This window comes from Rhodanobacter sp. FW106-PBR-R2A-2-24, from assembly GCF_058789615.1.
The window spans coordinates 2,358,706-2,374,943 of record NZ_JBYTBV010000002.1 but is presented as its reverse complement, the minus strand read 5'-3'; the positions used below and the strand labels follow the sequence as shown (position 1 = coordinate 2,374,943).

At 68.7% G+C, this 16,238-nt stretch carries 15 protein-coding genes; 6 read left to right on the top strand and 9 right to left on the bottom strand.

Translation table 11 applies throughout. From position 1 onward, the window contains the following. Positions 1–219: 219 nt before the first annotated feature. From AC3WQA_RS11870 to ttcA, 6 genes are all read right to left on the bottom strand, one after another. Entirely contained in the window at positions 220–2,019 is a 1,800-nt protein-coding gene (locus AC3WQA_RS11870) for a DUF885 domain-containing protein (protein ID WP_492675256.1), read from the bottom strand. Positions 2,020–2,101: 82 nt separating this feature from the next. Continuing rightward, positions 2,102–2,680, bottom strand: a complete 579-nt coding sequence (locus tag AC3WQA_RS11865) for a methyltransferase family protein (RefSeq protein WP_492675255.1) — start codon at positions 2,678–2,680, stop codon at positions 2,102–2,104. 90 nt (positions 2,681–2,770) lie between these two features. Continuing rightward, positions 2,771–3,541 carry a M48 family metallopeptidase gene (locus AC3WQA_RS11860; protein ID WP_492675254.1) on the bottom strand — a complete coding sequence of 257 codons (771 nt, stop codon included), beginning with the start codon at positions 3,539–3,541 and terminating at the stop codon, positions 2,771–2,773. A 115-nt stretch (positions 3,542–3,656) separates the two neighbouring features. Next, positions 3,657–4,574 carry a recombination-associated protein RdgC gene (locus AC3WQA_RS11855; RefSeq protein WP_492675253.1) on the bottom strand — a complete coding sequence of 306 codons (918 nt, stop codon included), beginning with the start codon at positions 4,572–4,574 and terminating at the stop codon, positions 3,657–3,659. A gap of 157 nt (positions 4,575–4,731) precedes the next feature. Continuing rightward, a complete protein-coding gene (locus AC3WQA_RS11850) occupies positions 4,732–5,934 on the bottom strand; it encodes an amino acid aminotransferase (protein WP_492675252.1) in 1,203 nt (400 codons plus the stop codon). A gap of 63 nt (positions 5,935–5,997) precedes the next feature. Then, on the bottom strand, positions 5,998–6,816 hold the full coding sequence (ttcA, locus tag AC3WQA_RS11845) for a tRNA 2-thiocytidine(32) synthetase TtcA (protein ID WP_492675251.1): 819 nt from the start codon (positions 6,814–6,816) through the stop codon (positions 5,998–6,000). A 96-nt stretch (positions 6,817–6,912) separates the two neighbouring features. On the opposite strand from ttcA, the gene AC3WQA_RS11840 reads away from it, so the two are divergent. Both AC3WQA_RS11840 and AC3WQA_RS11835 read left to right on the top strand, forming a co-directional pair. Further along, positions 6,913–7,119, top strand: coding sequence for a YdcH family protein (locus AC3WQA_RS11840; protein WP_492675250.1), 207 nt, complete (start codon positions 6,913–6,915; stop codon positions 7,117–7,119). Between the two features lie 10 nt (positions 7,120–7,129). Beyond that, the gene (locus AC3WQA_RS11835; RefSeq protein ID WP_492675249.1) at positions 7,130–7,717 is read left to right on the top strand and encodes a GNAT family N-acetyltransferase; all 588 of its coding nucleotides are present in this window, start codon (positions 7,130–7,132) and stop codon (positions 7,715–7,717) included. Between the two features lie 270 nt (positions 7,718–7,987). On the opposite strand, the gene pssA is transcribed toward AC3WQA_RS11835, so the two are convergent. The 3 genes from pssA to AC3WQA_RS11820 form a co-directional block, all read right to left on the bottom strand. Continuing rightward, complete coding sequence (gene pssA / locus AC3WQA_RS11830; protein ID WP_492675248.1) at positions 7,988–9,382, bottom strand: CDP-diacylglycerol--serine O-phosphatidyltransferase; 1,395 nt, start codon at positions 9,380–9,382, stop codon at positions 7,988–7,990. Between the two features lie 50 nt (positions 9,383–9,432). Beyond that, a complete protein-coding gene (locus AC3WQA_RS11825) occupies positions 9,433–9,834 on the bottom strand; it encodes a DUF4156 domain-containing protein (RefSeq protein WP_492675247.1) in 402 nt (133 codons plus the stop codon). Positions 9,835–9,932: 98 nt separating this feature from the next. Next, positions 9,933–12,833, bottom strand: a complete 2,901-nt coding sequence (locus AC3WQA_RS11820) for a M16 family metallopeptidase (RefSeq protein WP_492675246.1) — start codon at positions 12,831–12,833, stop codon at positions 9,933–9,935. Positions 12,834–13,120: 287 nt separating this feature from the next. Here AC3WQA_RS11820 and AC3WQA_RS11815 point away from each other — a divergent pair, with 287 nt between their 5' ends. The 4 genes from AC3WQA_RS11815 (at position 13,121) to ubiB (ending at position 16,236) form a co-directional block, all read left to right on the top strand. Then, positions 13,121–13,315 carry a hypothetical protein gene (locus AC3WQA_RS11815; protein ID WP_492675245.1) on the top strand — a complete coding sequence of 65 codons (195 nt, stop codon included), beginning with the start codon at positions 13,121–13,123 and terminating at the stop codon, positions 13,313–13,315. Positions 13,316–13,454: 139 nt separating this feature from the next. Beyond that, the gene (locus AC3WQA_RS11810) at positions 13,455–13,931 is read left to right on the top strand and encodes a tRNA (cytidine(34)-2'-O)-methyltransferase (RefSeq protein WP_492675244.1); all 477 of its coding nucleotides are present in this window, start codon (positions 13,455–13,457) and stop codon (positions 13,929–13,931) included. Next, positions 13,928–14,587 carry a ubiquinone biosynthesis accessory factor UbiJ gene (locus AC3WQA_RS11805; protein ID WP_492675243.1) on the top strand — a complete coding sequence of 220 codons (660 nt, stop codon included), beginning with the start codon at positions 13,928–13,930 and terminating at the stop codon, positions 14,585–14,587. The genes AC3WQA_RS11810 and AC3WQA_RS11805 overlap by 4 nt, the downstream gene beginning before the upstream one ends. Before the next feature lie 5 nt (positions 14,588–14,592). Continuing rightward, the gene (gene ubiB, locus AC3WQA_RS11800; RefSeq protein WP_492676353.1) at positions 14,593–16,236 is read left to right on the top strand and encodes a ubiquinone biosynthesis regulatory protein kinase UbiB; all 1,644 of its coding nucleotides are present in this window, start codon (positions 14,593–14,595) and stop codon (positions 16,234–16,236) included. Positions 16,237–16,238: the final 2 nt, after the last annotated feature.

Sequence of the window (16,238 nt, the reverse complement as noted above, 5' to 3'; positions counted from 1 at the left end):
CTCCCCCCAACAGCTCCACCGTTGGGGGAGAGGGCTGGGGTGAGGGGGCGCTTGCGCGCTCCCGACTCAGAGCCTGTGAAAAATTCCACGTCCTGTGGAATTTTTCATCGCGGTGTCCGGCGCATGTCCGGACGCCGCTCCGTGCATCAAGCACTTGCGTGCTTGACCCACGTCCGGCCATCCGTGGCCGAACTTCGAGGCTGAAAAATTCACAGCCTCTCAGTGCTTCAACTGCGCCGGAATGAACACCTTGTCCACCGCCTCGGCCATCTGGTCGGGCGGCAACAGGCCTTGCGCAAGCAGGAAATCGTTGAACCGCTTGAGGTCGAAACGCTGGCCCAGCGCGATCTCGGTGTGCGCGCGCAGGTCGAGGATGCGCGAGTAGCCGTAGAAGTACGCCGTGGCCTGGCCGGGCGAGCGGAACATGAAGCGATCCAGCTCCTCGCGCGCGAAGGCCTCGGACAGGCCCACGTCGTTGACCAGGATGTCGTGCGCCCGTTCGCGCGAGATCAGGCCGAGGTTGAGCATGGGATCGAGGAAGGCGCGCGCCGCACGCAACAGGCGCAGTTGCAGCGCGATCATCTGCCCGCCCGCCGGCTCGTAGGGCACCATCATCCACTCGGCGTACAGCGCCCAGCCTTCCACGTTGACGCTGTTGAAGGCGAACAGCGAGCGCGCCAGCGACACGCCGTGCTCCACCATGCCGGCGAACTGCAGCTCATGGCCCGGCCGGCCCTCGTGCGCGGTCAGCGTCCAGGCGCAGGCCTTGCAGGTGAAGTCGTCGCAGGCCTCGCTGTTGCCACCCTTGGCGCCGGGCGGGTTGCCCAGCGGCAGCACGAAACTGCCGCGCTCGCCGTGGTTGTCGATCAACGCGGGCGGATCCATGTGCGGCGCCGGCTCGGCCGCGCTCTCGGCCTCCGAGGCGAGGCGGATGATCATGGGCCGCGCGGGCAGGCTCACCAGCTGCTTGTCGCGCACGATGCCTTCGATCTTGCCCAGCACGTCGTGGTAGTACGGCATGATGTCGTCGCGGCCGAGCTGCTGCCGCTTGAGCTGCTTGATGACGTCGCGGTAATCGCTGGCCTGGAAGCCTTCGGCCTTGGCCACCGTCGGCGCCAGCAACTGCATCTGCGCCTGCGTTTCCATGTATTCCAGTTCGGCGGCGCGGATGAGCTGCTGCGGCGGGATGTCGATGCCGACCTGCTTCAGCGCATCGGCGTACAGCGGCTCGGGCAGGCGCGCATCGCTGCGCGCGCGCGGCAGCACGGTGGCCTTGACCCAGGCGTCGTAGTCGGCAAGCTGCTTCTGCAAGGCGTCCAACGCCGGGCCGGCGCCGGCGATCTTGTACTTCGCGTAGAGCTTGCGCACGCCTTCGACATAGCGCGCGGTGTTGGCGAGGTTCTGTTGTACCTCTACCTTGTACGGGCCGAGCAGCTGCTTGTTGGCCAGCTTGGCCTCGAACAGCGCCTGCGCCTCCCGCGTCACCGGCGTGCAGCCCGGCGCCATGCCCACGTAGCACTTCAGCCGTGCCAGCGCCTGCGGGCGACGACTGGCGGCGACCTGGTCCTGCAGCAGCACGAACTCGCCCTGGAAGATGGTCTGGCCGACGTCGGTGTAGGGCAGCAGATACTGGTCGCTGAGCTGACTGCTTTCGATATTGCGGCTGGCCGCGGCGATCATGATTTCCAGATCGCTGCGCACATCCGGATCGGTTTCCGCGGCCAGCTGCTTGCGCAGCGTGTCGCGCGCCTGCATCAGCGCCGCGCGGGTACGCGCGTCCACCTTGGGCTTGAGGTCGACCACCTTGGCGTCGTAACCGGACAGGCCGAGACTGGAGGCCATCTCGGGGCTGAACTCGGCCATCACCTTCAACAGCCCTTGCGCATCGGCGTTGCTTTTCTTCACCCAGGCCGGCGGCGCCTTGGCGGCGGGTGCCGGCGGGTCGCCGCTGGGGGTGGCCTGTGCGCCGGCGGCAAACAACGCCAGCATCAATGCGGCGGCGATGGCTCGTTTCGTCATGGCAAGCGTCCTGTGGGTGTGGGTGGCGGTTCGACGCTATCACGGCGATTTCCCCGCCGGGATGTGCCAGAAGCCAGTGTCCTCACCACACGCCGGGGATCAACGCCTTCGTGTGCCGCATGTAGTCCACGTAGGCGGCGCCGAAGCATGCGCGCATCAGCGCCTCTTCGTGGCGCAGCTTGACGACGAAGCCACCGCCCACCAGCGCCAGTGCCAACAGGCCGAGCGGCGCGCCGATGGCCAGCACGCTACCCAGCACGCCCAGCAGCAGGCCGGTGTAGATCGGGTGGCGCACCCAGCGATACGGGCCTTGCTCGATCAGCTCGTGATCCTGCTTGAGCTGCACCGTGGCACTCCAGTTGCGCCCCAGCGTCACCCGCGCCCAGCAGGCGAAGCCCAGGCCGAGCAGCACCAGCAGCCAGCCCAGCGGCGGCAGCCACGCGGCGGTCGACGACCACTGCCGGTACACCCAACTCGCGCCGGCGCCGTGGCCGAGCGAGAACAGCAGCGCGAAACCCACGACCACCGGCAGGCGATAGGCCAGCATCTGCATCGTGCCGTCCTGCCGCGCGGCAGCCTTGACCCCGCGCGCGCTCCACACCCAATACAGCGCCCAGGCAAGCCAGGTCGCTTCGATCAGTGGGCCATAGGGGAGATGCATGACGGACGCCTGCGGTGAACACGCCGCAAGCCTGCGGCAAACATGCGGCGCCGCCCAGTGACGGCTGTCAGGCCGGGCGCATGCGCCCGGTCAATCCGCCACATCCGCCACCAGCCGATCCAGCTCGGCCTTCAGCGTGGCGCCGTTGACGCGCAGCCAGTCGCGCTGCTCGCGCCAGTCAGGCAGCAGGCCTTCCACCTGCGCCCAGAAGCGCGGCGCGTGGCTGCGCACCCGGAGGTGGCAGAGCTCGTGCACCAGCACGTAGCGCAGCGCAGCGGGCGGGGCGAGCGCCAGCGCGAGGTCGAGGTTGATGCGGTCGCGGGTGTCGAGGCTGCCCCACAGGCTTTTCATCGGCCGCACCTTGAGCGCGGTGGGCGCCAGGCCCAACTGCGGCACGTAGAGCGCCAGCCAGCGCGCCACGTCGCGGCGGATCAGGGTTTCGAAGTGCGAGGCCAGCAGGCCGCGCGCCACCGGCAGGGCACGGGTGTGCGGGCGCGGGATCACCAGGGTGAGACCGTCGGCGTGTGCCGCGATCTTCGGATAGCTGCCGTCGGCCCAGTCCAGGCTCGCCGTCTCGCCGCGCAACGGCAGCGTGGTGGCGTGGCCCACGCGCAGCGCCGGCAGCGGCTTGACGATCAGGTTCAGCTCGTCGAGCTTCTGCTCCAGCCAGTCGGCGTGGTGGCGCAGGAAAGCGCTGACCTGGGCAGGATGGGTACCGTCGGGATAGCTGACCCGCGCGCCCTTGGGCGTGACGGTGAGGCGCAGGCGCCGCGCACGCGGATGGGCAGCCTTTTGCACGCGGATGACATGGCCATCCGCGGTCGCCAGTTCCAACCAGTCGCCTTCGAGATGCTGTGCCATGGCCTGCTGCCTGCCCACGCCGGGCGTGACTTGCAGGCAGAATGTGGGGAGAACTGCGCCCCGGCGCAAGGGGCGACCGGTGAAAGCGGGCGCGAAGCCCGCCACCAAGCCAATCTCAACCGTCCGTAGGACGCGGCAAACCGAACCATTCTTCCAGTTTGGCGAGCAGGCGCTCCAGCTCCAGCGTGAGCAGGGCGAAGCTGGCGTCAGCCTCGGCCTGGGCGTCCTCGAAGCTGTCGCCCAGTTCCTCGGTGACCACGTCGAGGAACTTCAGCTTGCGCACGATCAGGTCCTCGCCCAGCACGAAGCTGATGCGATCGTCGAAGATGAGCCCCAACTGGAACACCTGCTTGCCGTTGCGCAGGTGCTCCTTCACCTCCTCCGCATCGAGATCCTGGCGGCGGCACTTGGCGATCGCGCCGGTGGCGGTGGCGGGGTCGCGCAGTTCCACCTCGTCGCCCAGCGCGAGGCCCGCGGGCAGCGTGCCGTTGGCGAGCCAGTCGGTCATCAGCACACGCGGGCCTTCCTCCGGCGCCAGCGGCACGGCGGGGAAGCTGCCCAGCGCCTCGCGCACCTGGGTGAGCGCGTTCTCGGCCGACTTGCGGCTGGAGGTATCCAGCACCAGCCAGCCGTGCTTGGTGTCCACGTAGGCCGCGAGCTTCGATGTGCGCACAAAGGCGCGCGGCAGGAGCTCGGTGAGCAGGTCTTCCTTCAGTCGCTTGCGCTCGCGCCCGCCGACCTTGCGGCCCTCCTCCTCGGCGATCTTCTGCACCTTGCGATGCAGCTCGTCGTTGACCACGGCGGCGGGCAGCAGCTTGTCCTCGCCACCCACGGTGAACATGGTGCAGTGCTTCACCGCGTGGGTGAGCGGAGCCTCTTCGCCGCGCCCGACCGGCGGCACGAAGCCCTTGGTGAACATTTCCAGCGGGCCGCAGGGGCGCAGGCGGTGTTCGCCCAGGACTTCGTCGAGACGCTTCAGGTCGGCGGCAACAGCGGGGGAAAAACGGAACAGCGTGAGGTTGCGGAAGAACATGCAAAATCCAGTGGAACCACGATGGAAAAACCGTTCGCCCTGAGCGCTGGCCCGCCGGGCCAGAGTCGAAGGGTCGCCGCTGGGTAGCGGCGTTTCGACTGCACCCGCTGCGCGGGCTACGCTCAACGCGAACGGCTTGGAGGGTGGAACAACGCGATCAACGACAGACGGTGGCGACCGCCTTCGTCACGTAATCGATATTGGCAGTGTTGAGCGCCGCCACGCAAATGCGGCCGCTGTCCAGCGCATAGATCGCGTACTCGTCGCGCAGCCTACGCACCTGCGCCTTGCTCAGGCCCGAGTAGGAAAACATGCCGGCCTGCGCGTTGACGAAACCGAAATCCGGCGCGCCCAGCGCGGCGAGCTTGTCCACGAAGGCGGCGCGCATGGCGTGGATGCGGCTGCGCATCGCGCCCAGCTCCTGCGTCCACAGCGCGTGCAGCTCGGGGCTTTCCAGCACGCCGGCCACCAGTTTGCCGCCGTGGGTGGCGGGGCTGGAGTAGATGGTGCGGATGGTGGTCTTGATGTGCGAGAGCAGGCGCGCGGCCTCGTCGCGGTCGGCGCCCACGAAGCTGAGCGCGCCCACGCGCTCGCCGTAGAGCGAGAACGACTTGGAGTAGGAGTTGGCCACCACGAAGGTGTCGATGCCCGCATCGGCCAGCACGCGCACGGCGGTGGCGTCGCTGGCGGCATCCTTGTCGAAACCCTGGTAGGCCATGTCGACGAAAGGCACGAGCTGGCGCTCCTTGAGCAGCGCGGCGAGCTGCCGCCACTGCGCGGGTGTGGGGTCGACACCGGTGGGGTTGTGGCAGCAGGCGTGCAACAGCACCACGGTGCCGGGTTCGAGCTTGCCCAGATCCTCCAGCATGCCGGCGAAATCCAGGCCGTGGCTGGCGTCGTCGTAATAGCGGTAGTCGGAAAGCGCGAAACCGGCGGCCTTGAACACCGCGTGGTGGTTGCCCCAGGTGGGCCGGCTCGCCGCCAGCTTCGCCTTGTCGCCCAGCACCTGCTTGAGCATGTCCGCGCCCACGCGCAGCGCACCGGAACCGCCGATGGTCTGCGCGGTGGCCACGCGCCCTTCGGCGAGCAGGGCGGAACCTTCGCCGAACACCAGCTTCTGCGTTTCACGCGTGTAGGCGGCCAGGCCGTCGATGGGCAGGTAGCCGCGCGGCGCATTGGCGCGCACCAGCGACTCCTCCACCCGGCGCACCGCATCCAGCACGGGAATCCCGCCGGCGTCGTCCACGTAGATGCCCACGCCGAGATTCACTTTCTCCGCACGCGGATCGGCGCGAAAGGTTTCGGTGAGGCCCAGGATGGGATCGCCGGGGGCCATGTCGACGTTGGCAAAGATGGACACGCTGCACCTCAGATATGAACGTTTGGAAGTATGGACGTCCGTTCGCACGGACAGCCGATGATCTCAGATTTCGCCGCAGCTTGCTTGCAGTGCAGCAAAATCAAACAGGTTGCGGTCGGCCAGCTGCGACGGCGCCACGTTGGCCAGCGCGCGGAATATGGTTTCGCTGCGCCCCGGGTGTTCGGCCTCCCACGCATCCAGCATGCGCCGCACCAGCTTGCGTTGCAGGTTTTCCTGCGAGCCGCACAGGTCGCAGGGGATGATGGGGAAGGCACGCAGCTGCGCGTACTGCGCCAGCTCGCTCTCGCGGCAATACGCCAGCGGGCGGATCACGATGTGGCGGCCGTCGTCAGAGCGCAGCTTGGGCGGCATCGCCTTCAGGCTGGCCTGGTGGAACAGGTTGAGGAAAAAGGTGGCGAGGATGTCGTCTCGGTGATGACCCAGCGCAATCCTGGTCACCCCGTTCGCCGCCGCCCAGGCGTACAGCGCGCCGCGCCGCAGCCGCGAGCACAGGCTGCACTGGGTCTTGCCCGTCGGCACCACCCGCATCACCGTGCTGTAGGTGTCCTGCTCGATGATGTGGAACGGCACCGCGCGCGAGCGCAGGTATGCCGGCAGCACATGCTCCGGAAAGCCCGGCTGCTTCTGGTCCAGGTTCACCGCGATCAGCTCGAAGCGCACCGGCGCCCGCGCCTGCAGTTGCAGCAGGATGTCCAGCAAGCTGTGCGAATCCTTGCCACCGGAGAGGCACACCATCACCTTGTCGCCATCCCCGATCATGCCGTAGTCGGTGATCGCCTTGCCGACCTGGTGGCGCAGCCGGGCAGCGAGGCGCTCGACCTCGTCGACGGCCGGCTGGAGGGGGGCGAAAGGCGCGGACATGGCGGTCTTCGGCAAACGGAGCGCCCATTGTAACCGCCCGCCCCGGCCGCTTTGTGCCAGCGCTACACTAGGCGCCTTGCCCACGCCAGCCACGCCATGCAAGTCACCGAACAAGCCGAGATCGCCCAGTTGCTCGCCGAGCTTCGGCAGGAGCATCGCGATCTCGACGCCGCGATCGATCAGCTGGCCAGTGTCCTGGGCCGCGACGAGCTGCAATTGACCCGCCTCAAGAAGCGCAAGCTGCTTTTGAAAGACCATATCGCGCGGCTGGAAAGCAAGCTGATTCCCGATCTCGACGCGTGAGGCTCCCCACATGCTGGCACCCGTACACCTGGCCGACGACTACGTCGCGCTGGAACCCCTGACGCTGGATCACGCCAGCGCGCTGGAAGCCGCCGCCGACGACGGCGAGCTGTGGAACCTCAAGGTCACCCGCGTGCCGGCGCCGGGCCAGGCCCGCGACTACATCGCCAAGGCGCTGCAAGGCCAGGCCGAAGGCCACATGTTGCCGTTCGCCGTGCGCGAGGTCGGCAGCGGCGAGATCGTGGGCACCACGCGCTATTACGAATTCGACGCCGAGCTGCCACGCCTGGCCATCGGCTACACCTGGTACGCCAGGCGCTGGCAACAGACCCACCTCAACACCGCCTGCAAGCGCCTGCTGCTGGAACACGCCTTCGAGCAACTCGGCTGCGTGGCGGTGGCCTTCCACACCGACGAGGCGAACGAGCCCTCGCTGCGCGCCATCGAGCGCCTGGGAGCGCAGCGCGAAGGTGTGCTGCGCGCGCACAGGCGCCGCCCCGACGGCAGCCTGCGCAACACCGTGTGCTTCAGCATCCTCGCCGAGGACTGGCCCAACGTGGAGAGCTGGTTGGCGATGCGACTGAACCGCCTGGCCTGAGCCTCGAGACTCGTGAAGTCGGAAGTCGGAAGTCGGAAGTCGGAAGTCGGAAGTCGGAAGTCGGAAGTCGGAAGTCGGGAAGAGCATGCCGCTGGTCTCCCTCTCCCCCGACAGTTTCATCGTTGGGGGAGAGGGTTGGGGTGAGGGGGAGCGACTTCCACGCCGCATCCACGCGCCTAACCACGTTCGACCGGGAATCAAAACCTATCCCGGCCTGCTGCACAGGTTGGACTGAAGCTCGACCGATGTCCGGCTTCCCGGGTTCCGCGGTTACAGCAAGCGATTCACCAGCCGATCCAGCCGCACCCGGCTGAGCCGTCGCAGCAGGCGGCGCACGTCCGGCGGGTAGTCGCGCAAGGTCTCCAGCTCGCGATAGCTGGCGAGCCGCCGGGCGTGCTGGCGCAGCGCCGCCCACTCAGCCTCGTGCATGGCGGCAAGGTGTTGCGCGGGGTCGCGCAGCAGAAGGCCGTTTTCCAGATCCAGCGACCATGCACGCGGGTTGAGGTTGTGCCCGGTGAGCAGGGCCACGTCCGCGTCCACGAACAGGCCCTTCAGGTGGTAGCTGTTGTCGGCGTGACGCCACAGCCACAGCGTGAGCTGGCCGCTGGCGAGCTGGCGCGTGTGCGCGCGGGCGAAGCGACGCAGGTTGTTTTCGTACAGATAGGGCAGCAGGCCAATGGTGCTGAAGGGCTGATCTGGCGGAATGTAGAAATCGTTGGCGGTCTTGTCGCCCACCATGATCTCCACCCGGCAACCACGGCGCAGCGCCCGCCCGACGGCGTCGCGCACCGGCCGTGGCAGGTTGAAGTAGGGCGTGAGCAGCACCACGCGTTCGCGCGCCGACGCCAGCAGCGCCAGCACGGTGGCATTGAGCGCATTGTCGTGGCGGCCGAGGCCGAGGATGGGCGTGATCGCCACCTCGCCATGCTGCAGCGCCTCGTCGGGCGCGGCGTAGTTGGCCGTGAGCAGGGACTGGCGCAGCTCGCGGATCGCCGGCAGCAGCTCGCGCGTCGAAGGCAGCGGCGACGCATCCAGCCGCGGCACGGCGGGGCTGGATGCGAACTGGCGATCCACCAGCCCCACCAGGGTGTCGGCGAGACCGCGATGCTGCACCTGGTGGTAGCGATCGAGCCGGTAGCGGCCATGCCTGGCGAGGTAGACGTCGTTGAGGCTGGCGCCGGTGTAGAGCACGGTGTCGTCGATCACCCAGCCCTTCAGGTGCAGCACGCCGAGCAGCTCGCGGCTTTGCACCGGCACGCCGCGAATCTCCACGCCATCGCCCAGCCGCCGCGCCAGCTCGCGGTACATGCCGGCATTGCCCTCGCTGTGCGCCTGGCCGATCAGGCCACGACGCGCGCGATGCCAGTCCACGTACACGGTGATGCGCAGCGCCGGGCAACGCGTCCTGGCGGCGTGCAGGGCTTCGAGCACCTCGCGGCCGCCGTCGTCGTCCTGCAGGTACAGCGCCACGATCACGATGCGGCGCTCGGCCCGCGCGATCAGCTGCAGCAGGGTGCGCCGCAACGTGTCCGGGTCAGGCAAGGCGACAATCGCCGTCGCCGGCACGGCGAAGGCCGGCGGCGCCACCATGGCCGCCGTCGCGGCGTGCTGCCGCGGCAGCAGGCGGCGGGCCAGGCGGCCAGGAGCGTTCAACAGGCTATTCATGGGCGCGGATGATCGCAGACCGAATGCACGCTTGCCGACCGCACCCCGGATCAACCGCCCTTGATCGGGTAGGTCTTGGCGCTACCGCTGTCGGCGGGCGCACCGGCCGGCTGGCCCGTCGCCGGAGCGACGATGTGCGAGCCACACTGGTAGGCGCCCCACGCCTGCGCGCCGTCCTTGGGTTCGGCCAGCGGCTTGATGGTGTCGGCGTGCATGTCCACCGCCTGGTTGCGTGCCATCACCTGCAACTCGTCGCGCACCTTGATGGTGTTGCGATCCACCGGGCCAACGTGATCCATCACCGAGACGGTGATCTTGCCCAGATCCTTGCACGCCGACGTGTCACCGCTCCACGCGGTGCGCACGTTCTGCGAGGCCGGCGTGGGCGTGATGCCCCAGGTGCAGGCGCCCAGCAACAGGGTGGGCACGACGAGCAGCAGGGTCTTGCGCATGGGGTGGCTCCGGAAAGACATGAACGAAAGAGGCCGGACGGCAAACCGTCCGGCCTCCATGCTAACGCGGTCGATACGGCCGCGTCCCGCGGGCGGGCTTATTTTGCCGCCGTGCCGGCAGCCGTACCGGCGACCGGCTTGCCATCGGCATCGAGCACCTGCACGTCGCCGAGCTTGAGCGCGCGCACCGGGGCTTCGATCTGCTTCAGGTCGCCGACGATCACCCAGGTCATCGCCGCGGGCTTGACGATCTCCTTGATCGCGGCCTCGGCCTGCGCCTGGGTGACGGCTTCGAGCTTGCCCTTCAGCGTCTGCACGTAGTCGTCGGGACGGCCGTATTCGACGATGCCGTCCATCGCACCGAGCACCGCGCCGGCGGTTTCGTAGCTGCCCGGCAACGCGCGGATGCGGCTGTCCTTGATCTTGGCGATCTCGGCGTCGGTGAGCGGCTTGTCGCCGACGACCGCGCGCGCCTCCTTCAGCACCTCCGCGACGGAGGGCGCGGTCTTGTCGGTCTGCACCGGCGCGTAGAACAGCATCGGCCGCTGGCCCTGCGCGTCCATCAGGAAGCTCTGCGCGCCGTAGGCCCAGCGCTTGTCCTCGCGCAGGTTCATGTTGAGACGCGAGGTGAAGGTGCCGCCGAACGCGCCGTTGCCGACCTGGATGGCGAGGTTGTCGGGCGCGCGGGTGGAGGGCGCGAGCAGGCCGGCGAGGATCAGCGACTGCGGCGCATCCTTGCGGTCGATCAGGAACACGCGTGGCGTGGCCTGCGCGGCCACCTCCGCGATGTTCTTGTGCGGCACGGCGGTGGCGGGCGCCTGCCAGTCGCCCAGGGTGGCGTTCAGCTCCGGGATGATCCTGGCCAGGGTGGTGTCGCCCGCGACGAGGATCTTGACGTTGTCCGGCCGCAGCCAGTCGTGCTGGAAGGCGCGCAGGTCGGCGGCGGTGAGCGCCTTGATGCTGGCCTCGGTGCCGCTGCCGGTGAACGGGATGGCGTAGGCATGGCCGGCGCCGTACAGCAGCGGCGGCAGCGAGCGCAGCGCCAGGCCCATGGGCTGGGTCTTTTCCTGCGCGATGTCGGCCAGCCACTGGCCGCGCACGCGCTCGATGTCGGCGGCGCTGAACGCCGGCTCGCGCACGATCTGCGAGAACAACGCGAGCGAGGGCTTGAGCTGGTCGTTCAGCGCATTGAGCGAGGCGCTGCAGGTGTCGAGCGCGCAGCCCACGCGGGTGATCGCACCCAGGCGCTGGCGCGCCTTGGCCACCGCCACCGAATCCATCGTGGCGGTGCTCTCGTTCATCAGCGTGGCGGTGAAGCTGGCGGTGCCGGGCCGCTTGCCCTGGTCGGCGGCGTAACCGGCGTCGAACAGCAGCTGCACGTGGGTCACCGGGATGGTGTGGCGCTCGGCCAAGATCACCTCGATGCCGTTCTTGAGCTTGCCGCGTTCAAGCCGGGGGAAGCTCAGCGACGGGAAGCTGGCGACGGCCGGTACCCCCTTGGCGCGATCCAGCGTGCTCGGGGTGACGCTGTATTTGGCGGCGGCGGGCCGCTGGGGCGCGGGCTTGCCCGCCAGCTCGCCCAGCGGCTTCACCGCCTTGTCCTCGGCGGCGGGATCGAAGCCCTTGTCGGCCGGCAGCACGGTCAGCAGGTAATCGCCCTGGCTGAGCCAGGTGTTCGCCGCGGCCTTGACCGAGGCCGGCGTGGCGGCATCGGCGCGTGCGAGATCCAGCTTGTACGCGCCCGGGTTGCCGCGATAGACCTGCCCTTCGGCCAGGATCACCGCCTTGCCGCCGAAGCCGCCCACCTTCTCCAGCCCACGCACGAATTGCGCGCGGTTGCCGATCTTGGCGCGCGCCAGCTCGTCGGCGGTCGGGCCTTCCCGCAGGAATTTCGCCAGCTCGTCGTTGACCGCCGCCTCCACCTTGGCCGGGTCGACGCTGTGCTTCACGTCGGCCTCGATCTGGAACTGGCTGGCCAGCGCGAAGGGCGCGATGCTGGCGGAAATGCTGTCCACCAGTTTGTCCTGGTACACCAGCCGTTGGTACAGCCGCGAGGTCTTGCCGCCGCCCAGCACGGTCGCGGCGAGATCGAGCTGGATCGCGGCATCCGCGCCCAGTTGCGGCACCACCCAGGTACGGTAGATGCGCGGCTGCGCGACGTGGTCGTGCTGCACGCCGCGCGTCGATTTCGCCAGCGGGGTGATCCACGGCTGCTGGTGCGCCACCGGTGTGCCGGCCGGGATGTCACCGAAATACTTCAGCGCCTTCTCGCGCGCCTGCGCCACCGTGATGTCGCCGGCGAGCACCAAGGTGGTGTTCGCCGCGCCGTAGTTGGCATGGAACCAAGCCTTCACGTCATCCAGCGAGGCGGCGTTCAAATCGGCCATCGAACCGATGGTGTCGTGCTGGTAGGGATGGTTGGCCGGGTAGGTGTTGGCGAGGATGTTCTCGTCCACGCGGCCATACGGGCGGTTCTCGCCCTGGCGCTTTTCGTTCTGCACCACGCCGCGCTGGGTGTCGAGTTCCTTCTGACCGATGGCGCCCAGGAGATGGCCCATGCGGTCGGATTCCATCCACAGCGCCATGTCCAGCGCGGTGGTGGGCACCGTCTCGAAATAATTGGTGCGGTCGAACCAGGTGGTGCCGTTCATGTCGGTGGCACCGGCCAGCTCGAAGGGCTGGAAATACGTGCCTTTGTGGTGCTCCGAGCCCGAGAACATCAGGTGCTCGAACAGATGGGCGAAGCCGGTCTTGCCCTTGGGCTCATCGGCCGAACCGATGTGGTACCAGATGCTCACCGCCACCACCGGCGCCTTGTGATCCTCGTGCACGATCACGGTAAGGCCGTTGGGCAGGGTGAAGCGGGTATAGGCGATCTCCGGCATCTGCCGGGTGGCCGACGCGACCTGCGCGGCGGCGGCGAACGCCGGCGACGGTGCGATACCGGCCGCGGCGCCGAGCAGGCCCGCGATCATCAGGGCCAGAGGCTTGCTTCCCATCGTCTTGCTCCTTTCGTTGTGGGTAAAACCCGAAGGCTAAGGTAGGTCGCAAGTTCTTGACAGTGACGAAAGGCATGCCGCGCTTGATTCTTGCGAAAGCTCCGCGGCGCAGCTGTCCGCCCGCACTGTCCGCCGACCGGGTGGGGTTGTCCGCGGACGGCTTGGCGCATCCCGGGCTGCATGGATTTATTCCAACGCATCAATGAATTGCATCTTTTTTTTGGATTGGCACGGCGATTGCTCATGTCATGGCACGAAACACCACCCCAACCCACCGGAGAATCGCCATGAAACACGAAAACCTGCTGCTGGTCGGCCTGTTCCTCGCCTGCACCCTGACCTGCTCGCTGGTGCTGGGCGGCATGGTGAGCAGTTTCCCCGCCACCACGCGGGCGCTCGGCAACGCCGCCGTCGCCCAGACCGGCACCACGCCCTGCGCCCTCCCCGCCGACGGCGTGATCTGCCCGCGCCAGCCAGGCTGAGAGCTGGTGAAAAATCGCCCGCCTACCGCGGCCGCCGCCGAACGCCCCCGGCGACGCCGCGACGACGTTCGAATTTTTCGCCGGCTCGGCGCGGCGACATGGTTGGCCAGCACGCCGCCATGCACGCGATAATCGGCGGATGCTCCACATCATCCTGCACAACCCGGAAATCCCGCCGAACACCGGCAACGCCATCCGTCTCGCCGCCAACACCGGCGCCGCATTGCACCTGATCCGCCCGCTCGGCTTCGAACTGGACGACGCGCGCCTGCGCCGCGCCGGGCTGGACTACCACGAGTACGCCCGCGTGCGCGTGCACGACCACCTGGACGCCTGCCTCGCCACCATCGGTCACCCGCGCGTGTTCGCCTACTCCACCCGTGGCCAGACTGACTACAGCACCGTGCGCTACCGGGACGGCGACGCCCTGCTGTTCGGCTGCGAAACCGCCGGCCTGCCCGAGCCGGTGTTCGCCGCCATCCCCGCGGCGCAGCGCCTGCGCCTGCCGATGTGCCCGGACAACCGCAGCATCAACCTCTCCAACGCGGTGGCGGTCGCCGTGTACGAAGCCTGGCGGCAGCTGGGCTTCCCCGGCGCCGCTACAATCGACGGATGACCGACCCCGCCCCCAACGCCTGGCTGCCCGCCCCGCTGCGCAAGCTCGCCGGCCGCGCGCTGGAAGCCGCGCTCAACCACACCTTGTCGCTCGATCCGGACACGCAGCACGCGCTGGCCGCGCTCGATGGCCGCCGCGTGGTGCTGCAACTGCGCGGGCCGGAACTCGCGCTGGCGGTGACCGTGGCGGGCGAACTCCTGCGCGTGGGCCCGCCCGATGCCGACGCCGCAGGCCCCGCGCTGCGCGTGAGCGCCACGCCCGGCAGCCTGCTGGCGATGGCGCTGCGCCGCGGCGACGACGGCGTGGCGCCCGGCCAGGTGGAGATCGCCGGCGACGCCGACCTCGCCCGCCGCCTGCAGAAACTGGCCGAACGCTTCGCGCCTGATTTCGAGGAAGCCTTCGCGCGCAGCTTCGGCGACGTGCTGGGCGTGCCCATCGCCCGCGCCATGCGCCAGGCGTTGATCCACGCGAAGGAAAGCGCCAGTCACCTCGGCGAAGATACCGCCGCCTGGCTGCGCGACGAGGCCCGCCTGGTGCTGGCGCCAGGCGAGGCCGAAGCCTTCCTCGACGGCGTGGACGCCTTGCGCGAACGCGGCGACCGCCTGGAAGCCCGCCTCCACCGGATCGAGGCCCGCCTCAAGGGGCGCGCCGCGTGACGCCGCTGGCCGTGGTCCCGCGCCTGCTGCGCGTAGCCGCCGTGCTGCTGCGTTACCGGCTCGACGAGCTGGTCGACGCCACCCACCTGTTCCGTCCGCTGAAACTGCTGCGCCCGCTGCTGGGCCGCCCGACCGTCGACGTGCGCCCGCTGGCGCGCGGCGCGCGCCTGCGCCTGGCGCTCACCGAGCTGGGGCCGATCTTCGTCAAGGCCGGCCAGGTGCTGTCCACCCGCCGCGACCTGGTGCCCGCGGACATCGCCGACGAACTGGCGCTGCTGCAGGATCAGGTGCCGCCGTTCCCCGGCAACGCGGCGCGCGCCATCGTCGAGCGTGAGCTGAAAAAACCGATTGGCCGTCTATACGTCCATTTCGACGAAACCCCGCTGGCCTCCGCCTCCATCGCCCAGGTGCACGCTGCCGAGCTGCCCGACGGCCGCGCCGTGGTGGTGAAGGTGCTGCGCCCCGGCATCGACGCGCAGATCGCGCGCGACGTGAAGCTCTTGCGCTCGCTGGGCGAACTGGCCAACCGCTGGCACCCCAACGCCGACAAGATCCGCCCGCTGGACGTGGTGGCCGAAGTCGAGAAGATGCTGGAGAACGAGCTGGATCTGCAGCGCGAAGGCGCCAGCGCCAGCCTGCTCAAGCGCAACTTCGCCAGCGGCGTGGATCTCTATGTCCCGGAAGTGCACTGGGAACTGACCAGCGCACGCGTGCTGACGCTGGAGCGCGTGCACGGCGTATCCGCCGACGACATCCAGGCCATCGACGCCGCCGGCATCGACCGCAAGACGCTCGCCGCCAAAGGCGTGCGGGTGTTCTACGAGCAGGTGTTCCGCGACAACTTCTTCCACGCCGACGCCCACCCCGGCAACATCTGGGTGGACACCACGCGCACCGGCGAACCACGCTTCATCGCGCTGGACTTCGGCATCATGGGCTCGCTGCCCGAGGCCGACCAGTACTGGCTGGCACAGAACTTCATCGCGCTGTTCGAGCGCGACTACGCGCGCATCGCCAAGCTGCACGTGGATGCCGGCTGGATGCCGTCCAGCGTGCGGCTGGACGAACTCGAAGCCGCCGTGCGCACGGTGTGCGAGCCGTATTTCACGCGCCCGCTGGCACAAATCTCCATCGCCGAGCTGGTGGTGAAGCTGTTCCAGACCGCGCGCCGCTTCGAGCTGACCCTGCAGCCGCAGCTGATCCTGCTGCAGAAAACCCTGCTCAACATCGAGGGCGTGGGCCGCCTGCTCGATCCCGAGATCGACATCTGGGCGGTGGCGCATCCCGTGCTGAAACGCATCCTGCGCGAGCGCTACAGCGTGCGCCGCACCTTGGGCGAAGTACGCAAGCGCCTGCCGGAATGGTTTCACATGGCGCCGCAACTGCCCGGCCTGCTGCACGACTCGCTGGAGCGCCTCGCTCGTGGCGAACAGCACCTGCTGGCCGACGTCGAGACGTTCAGCCACCAGAAGCGCCTGCTGCGTCAGCTGCAGCGCATGATCGCCGGCAGCGCGCTGGGCGCCGCCTTGCTCGTCTGCGCCACTTTGCTGTGGACGTTGGCGCCGCAGCACGGCCCCTGGCCGCCGCTGGGCATGGGCGGGGCGGGGCTGCTCGCGTTCGGCTGGGGCTGGCTGCCCCGCCGCACGTAGGA

Excerpts from the sequence above, each read along its gene's own strand:
- AC3WQA_RS11870 (WP_492675256.1), bottom strand. The coding sequence starts at position 2,019 with ATGACGAAACGAGCCATCGCCGCCGCATTGATGCTGGCGTTGTTTGCC.
- AC3WQA_RS11865 (WP_492675255.1), bottom strand. The coding sequence starts at position 2,680 with ATGCATCTCCCCTATGGCCCACTGATCGAAGCGACCTGGCTTGCCTGG.
- AC3WQA_RS11860 (WP_492675254.1), bottom strand. The coding sequence starts at position 3,541 with ATGGCACAGCATCTCGAAGGCGACTGGTTGGAACTGGCGACCGCGGAT.
- AC3WQA_RS11855 (WP_492675253.1), bottom strand. The coding sequence starts at position 4,574 with ATGTTCTTCCGCAACCTCACGCTGTTCCGTTTTTCCCCCGCTGTTGCC.
- ttcA (WP_492675251.1), bottom strand. The coding sequence starts at position 6,816 with ATGTCCGCGCCTTTCGCCCCCCTCCAGCCGGCCGTCGACGAGGTCGAG.
- AC3WQA_RS11840 (WP_492675250.1), top strand. The coding sequence starts at position 6,913 with ATGCAAGTCACCGAACAAGCCGAGATCGCCCAGTTGCTCGCCGAGCTT.
- AC3WQA_RS11835 (WP_492675249.1), top strand. The coding sequence starts at position 7,130 with ATGCTGGCACCCGTACACCTGGCCGACGACTACGTCGCGCTGGAACCC.
- pssA (WP_492675248.1), bottom strand. The coding sequence starts at position 9,382 with ATGAATAGCCTGTTGAACGCTCCTGGCCGCCTGGCCCGCCGCCTGCTG.
- AC3WQA_RS11825 (WP_492675247.1), bottom strand. The coding sequence starts at position 9,834 with ATGCGCAAGACCCTGCTGCTCGTCGTGCCCACCCTGTTGCTGGGCGCC.
- AC3WQA_RS11820 (WP_492675246.1), bottom strand. The coding sequence starts at position 12,833 with ATGGGAAGCAAGCCTCTGGCCCTGATGATCGCGGGCCTGCTCGGCGCC.
- AC3WQA_RS11815 (WP_492675245.1), top strand. The coding sequence starts at position 13,121 with ATGAAACACGAAAACCTGCTGCTGGTCGGCCTGTTCCTCGCCTGCACC.
- AC3WQA_RS11810 (WP_492675244.1), top strand. The coding sequence starts at position 13,455 with ATGCTCCACATCATCCTGCACAACCCGGAAATCCCGCCGAACACCGGC.
- AC3WQA_RS11805 (WP_492675243.1), top strand. The coding sequence starts at position 13,928 with ATGACCGACCCCGCCCCCAACGCCTGGCTGCCCGCCCCGCTGCGCAAG.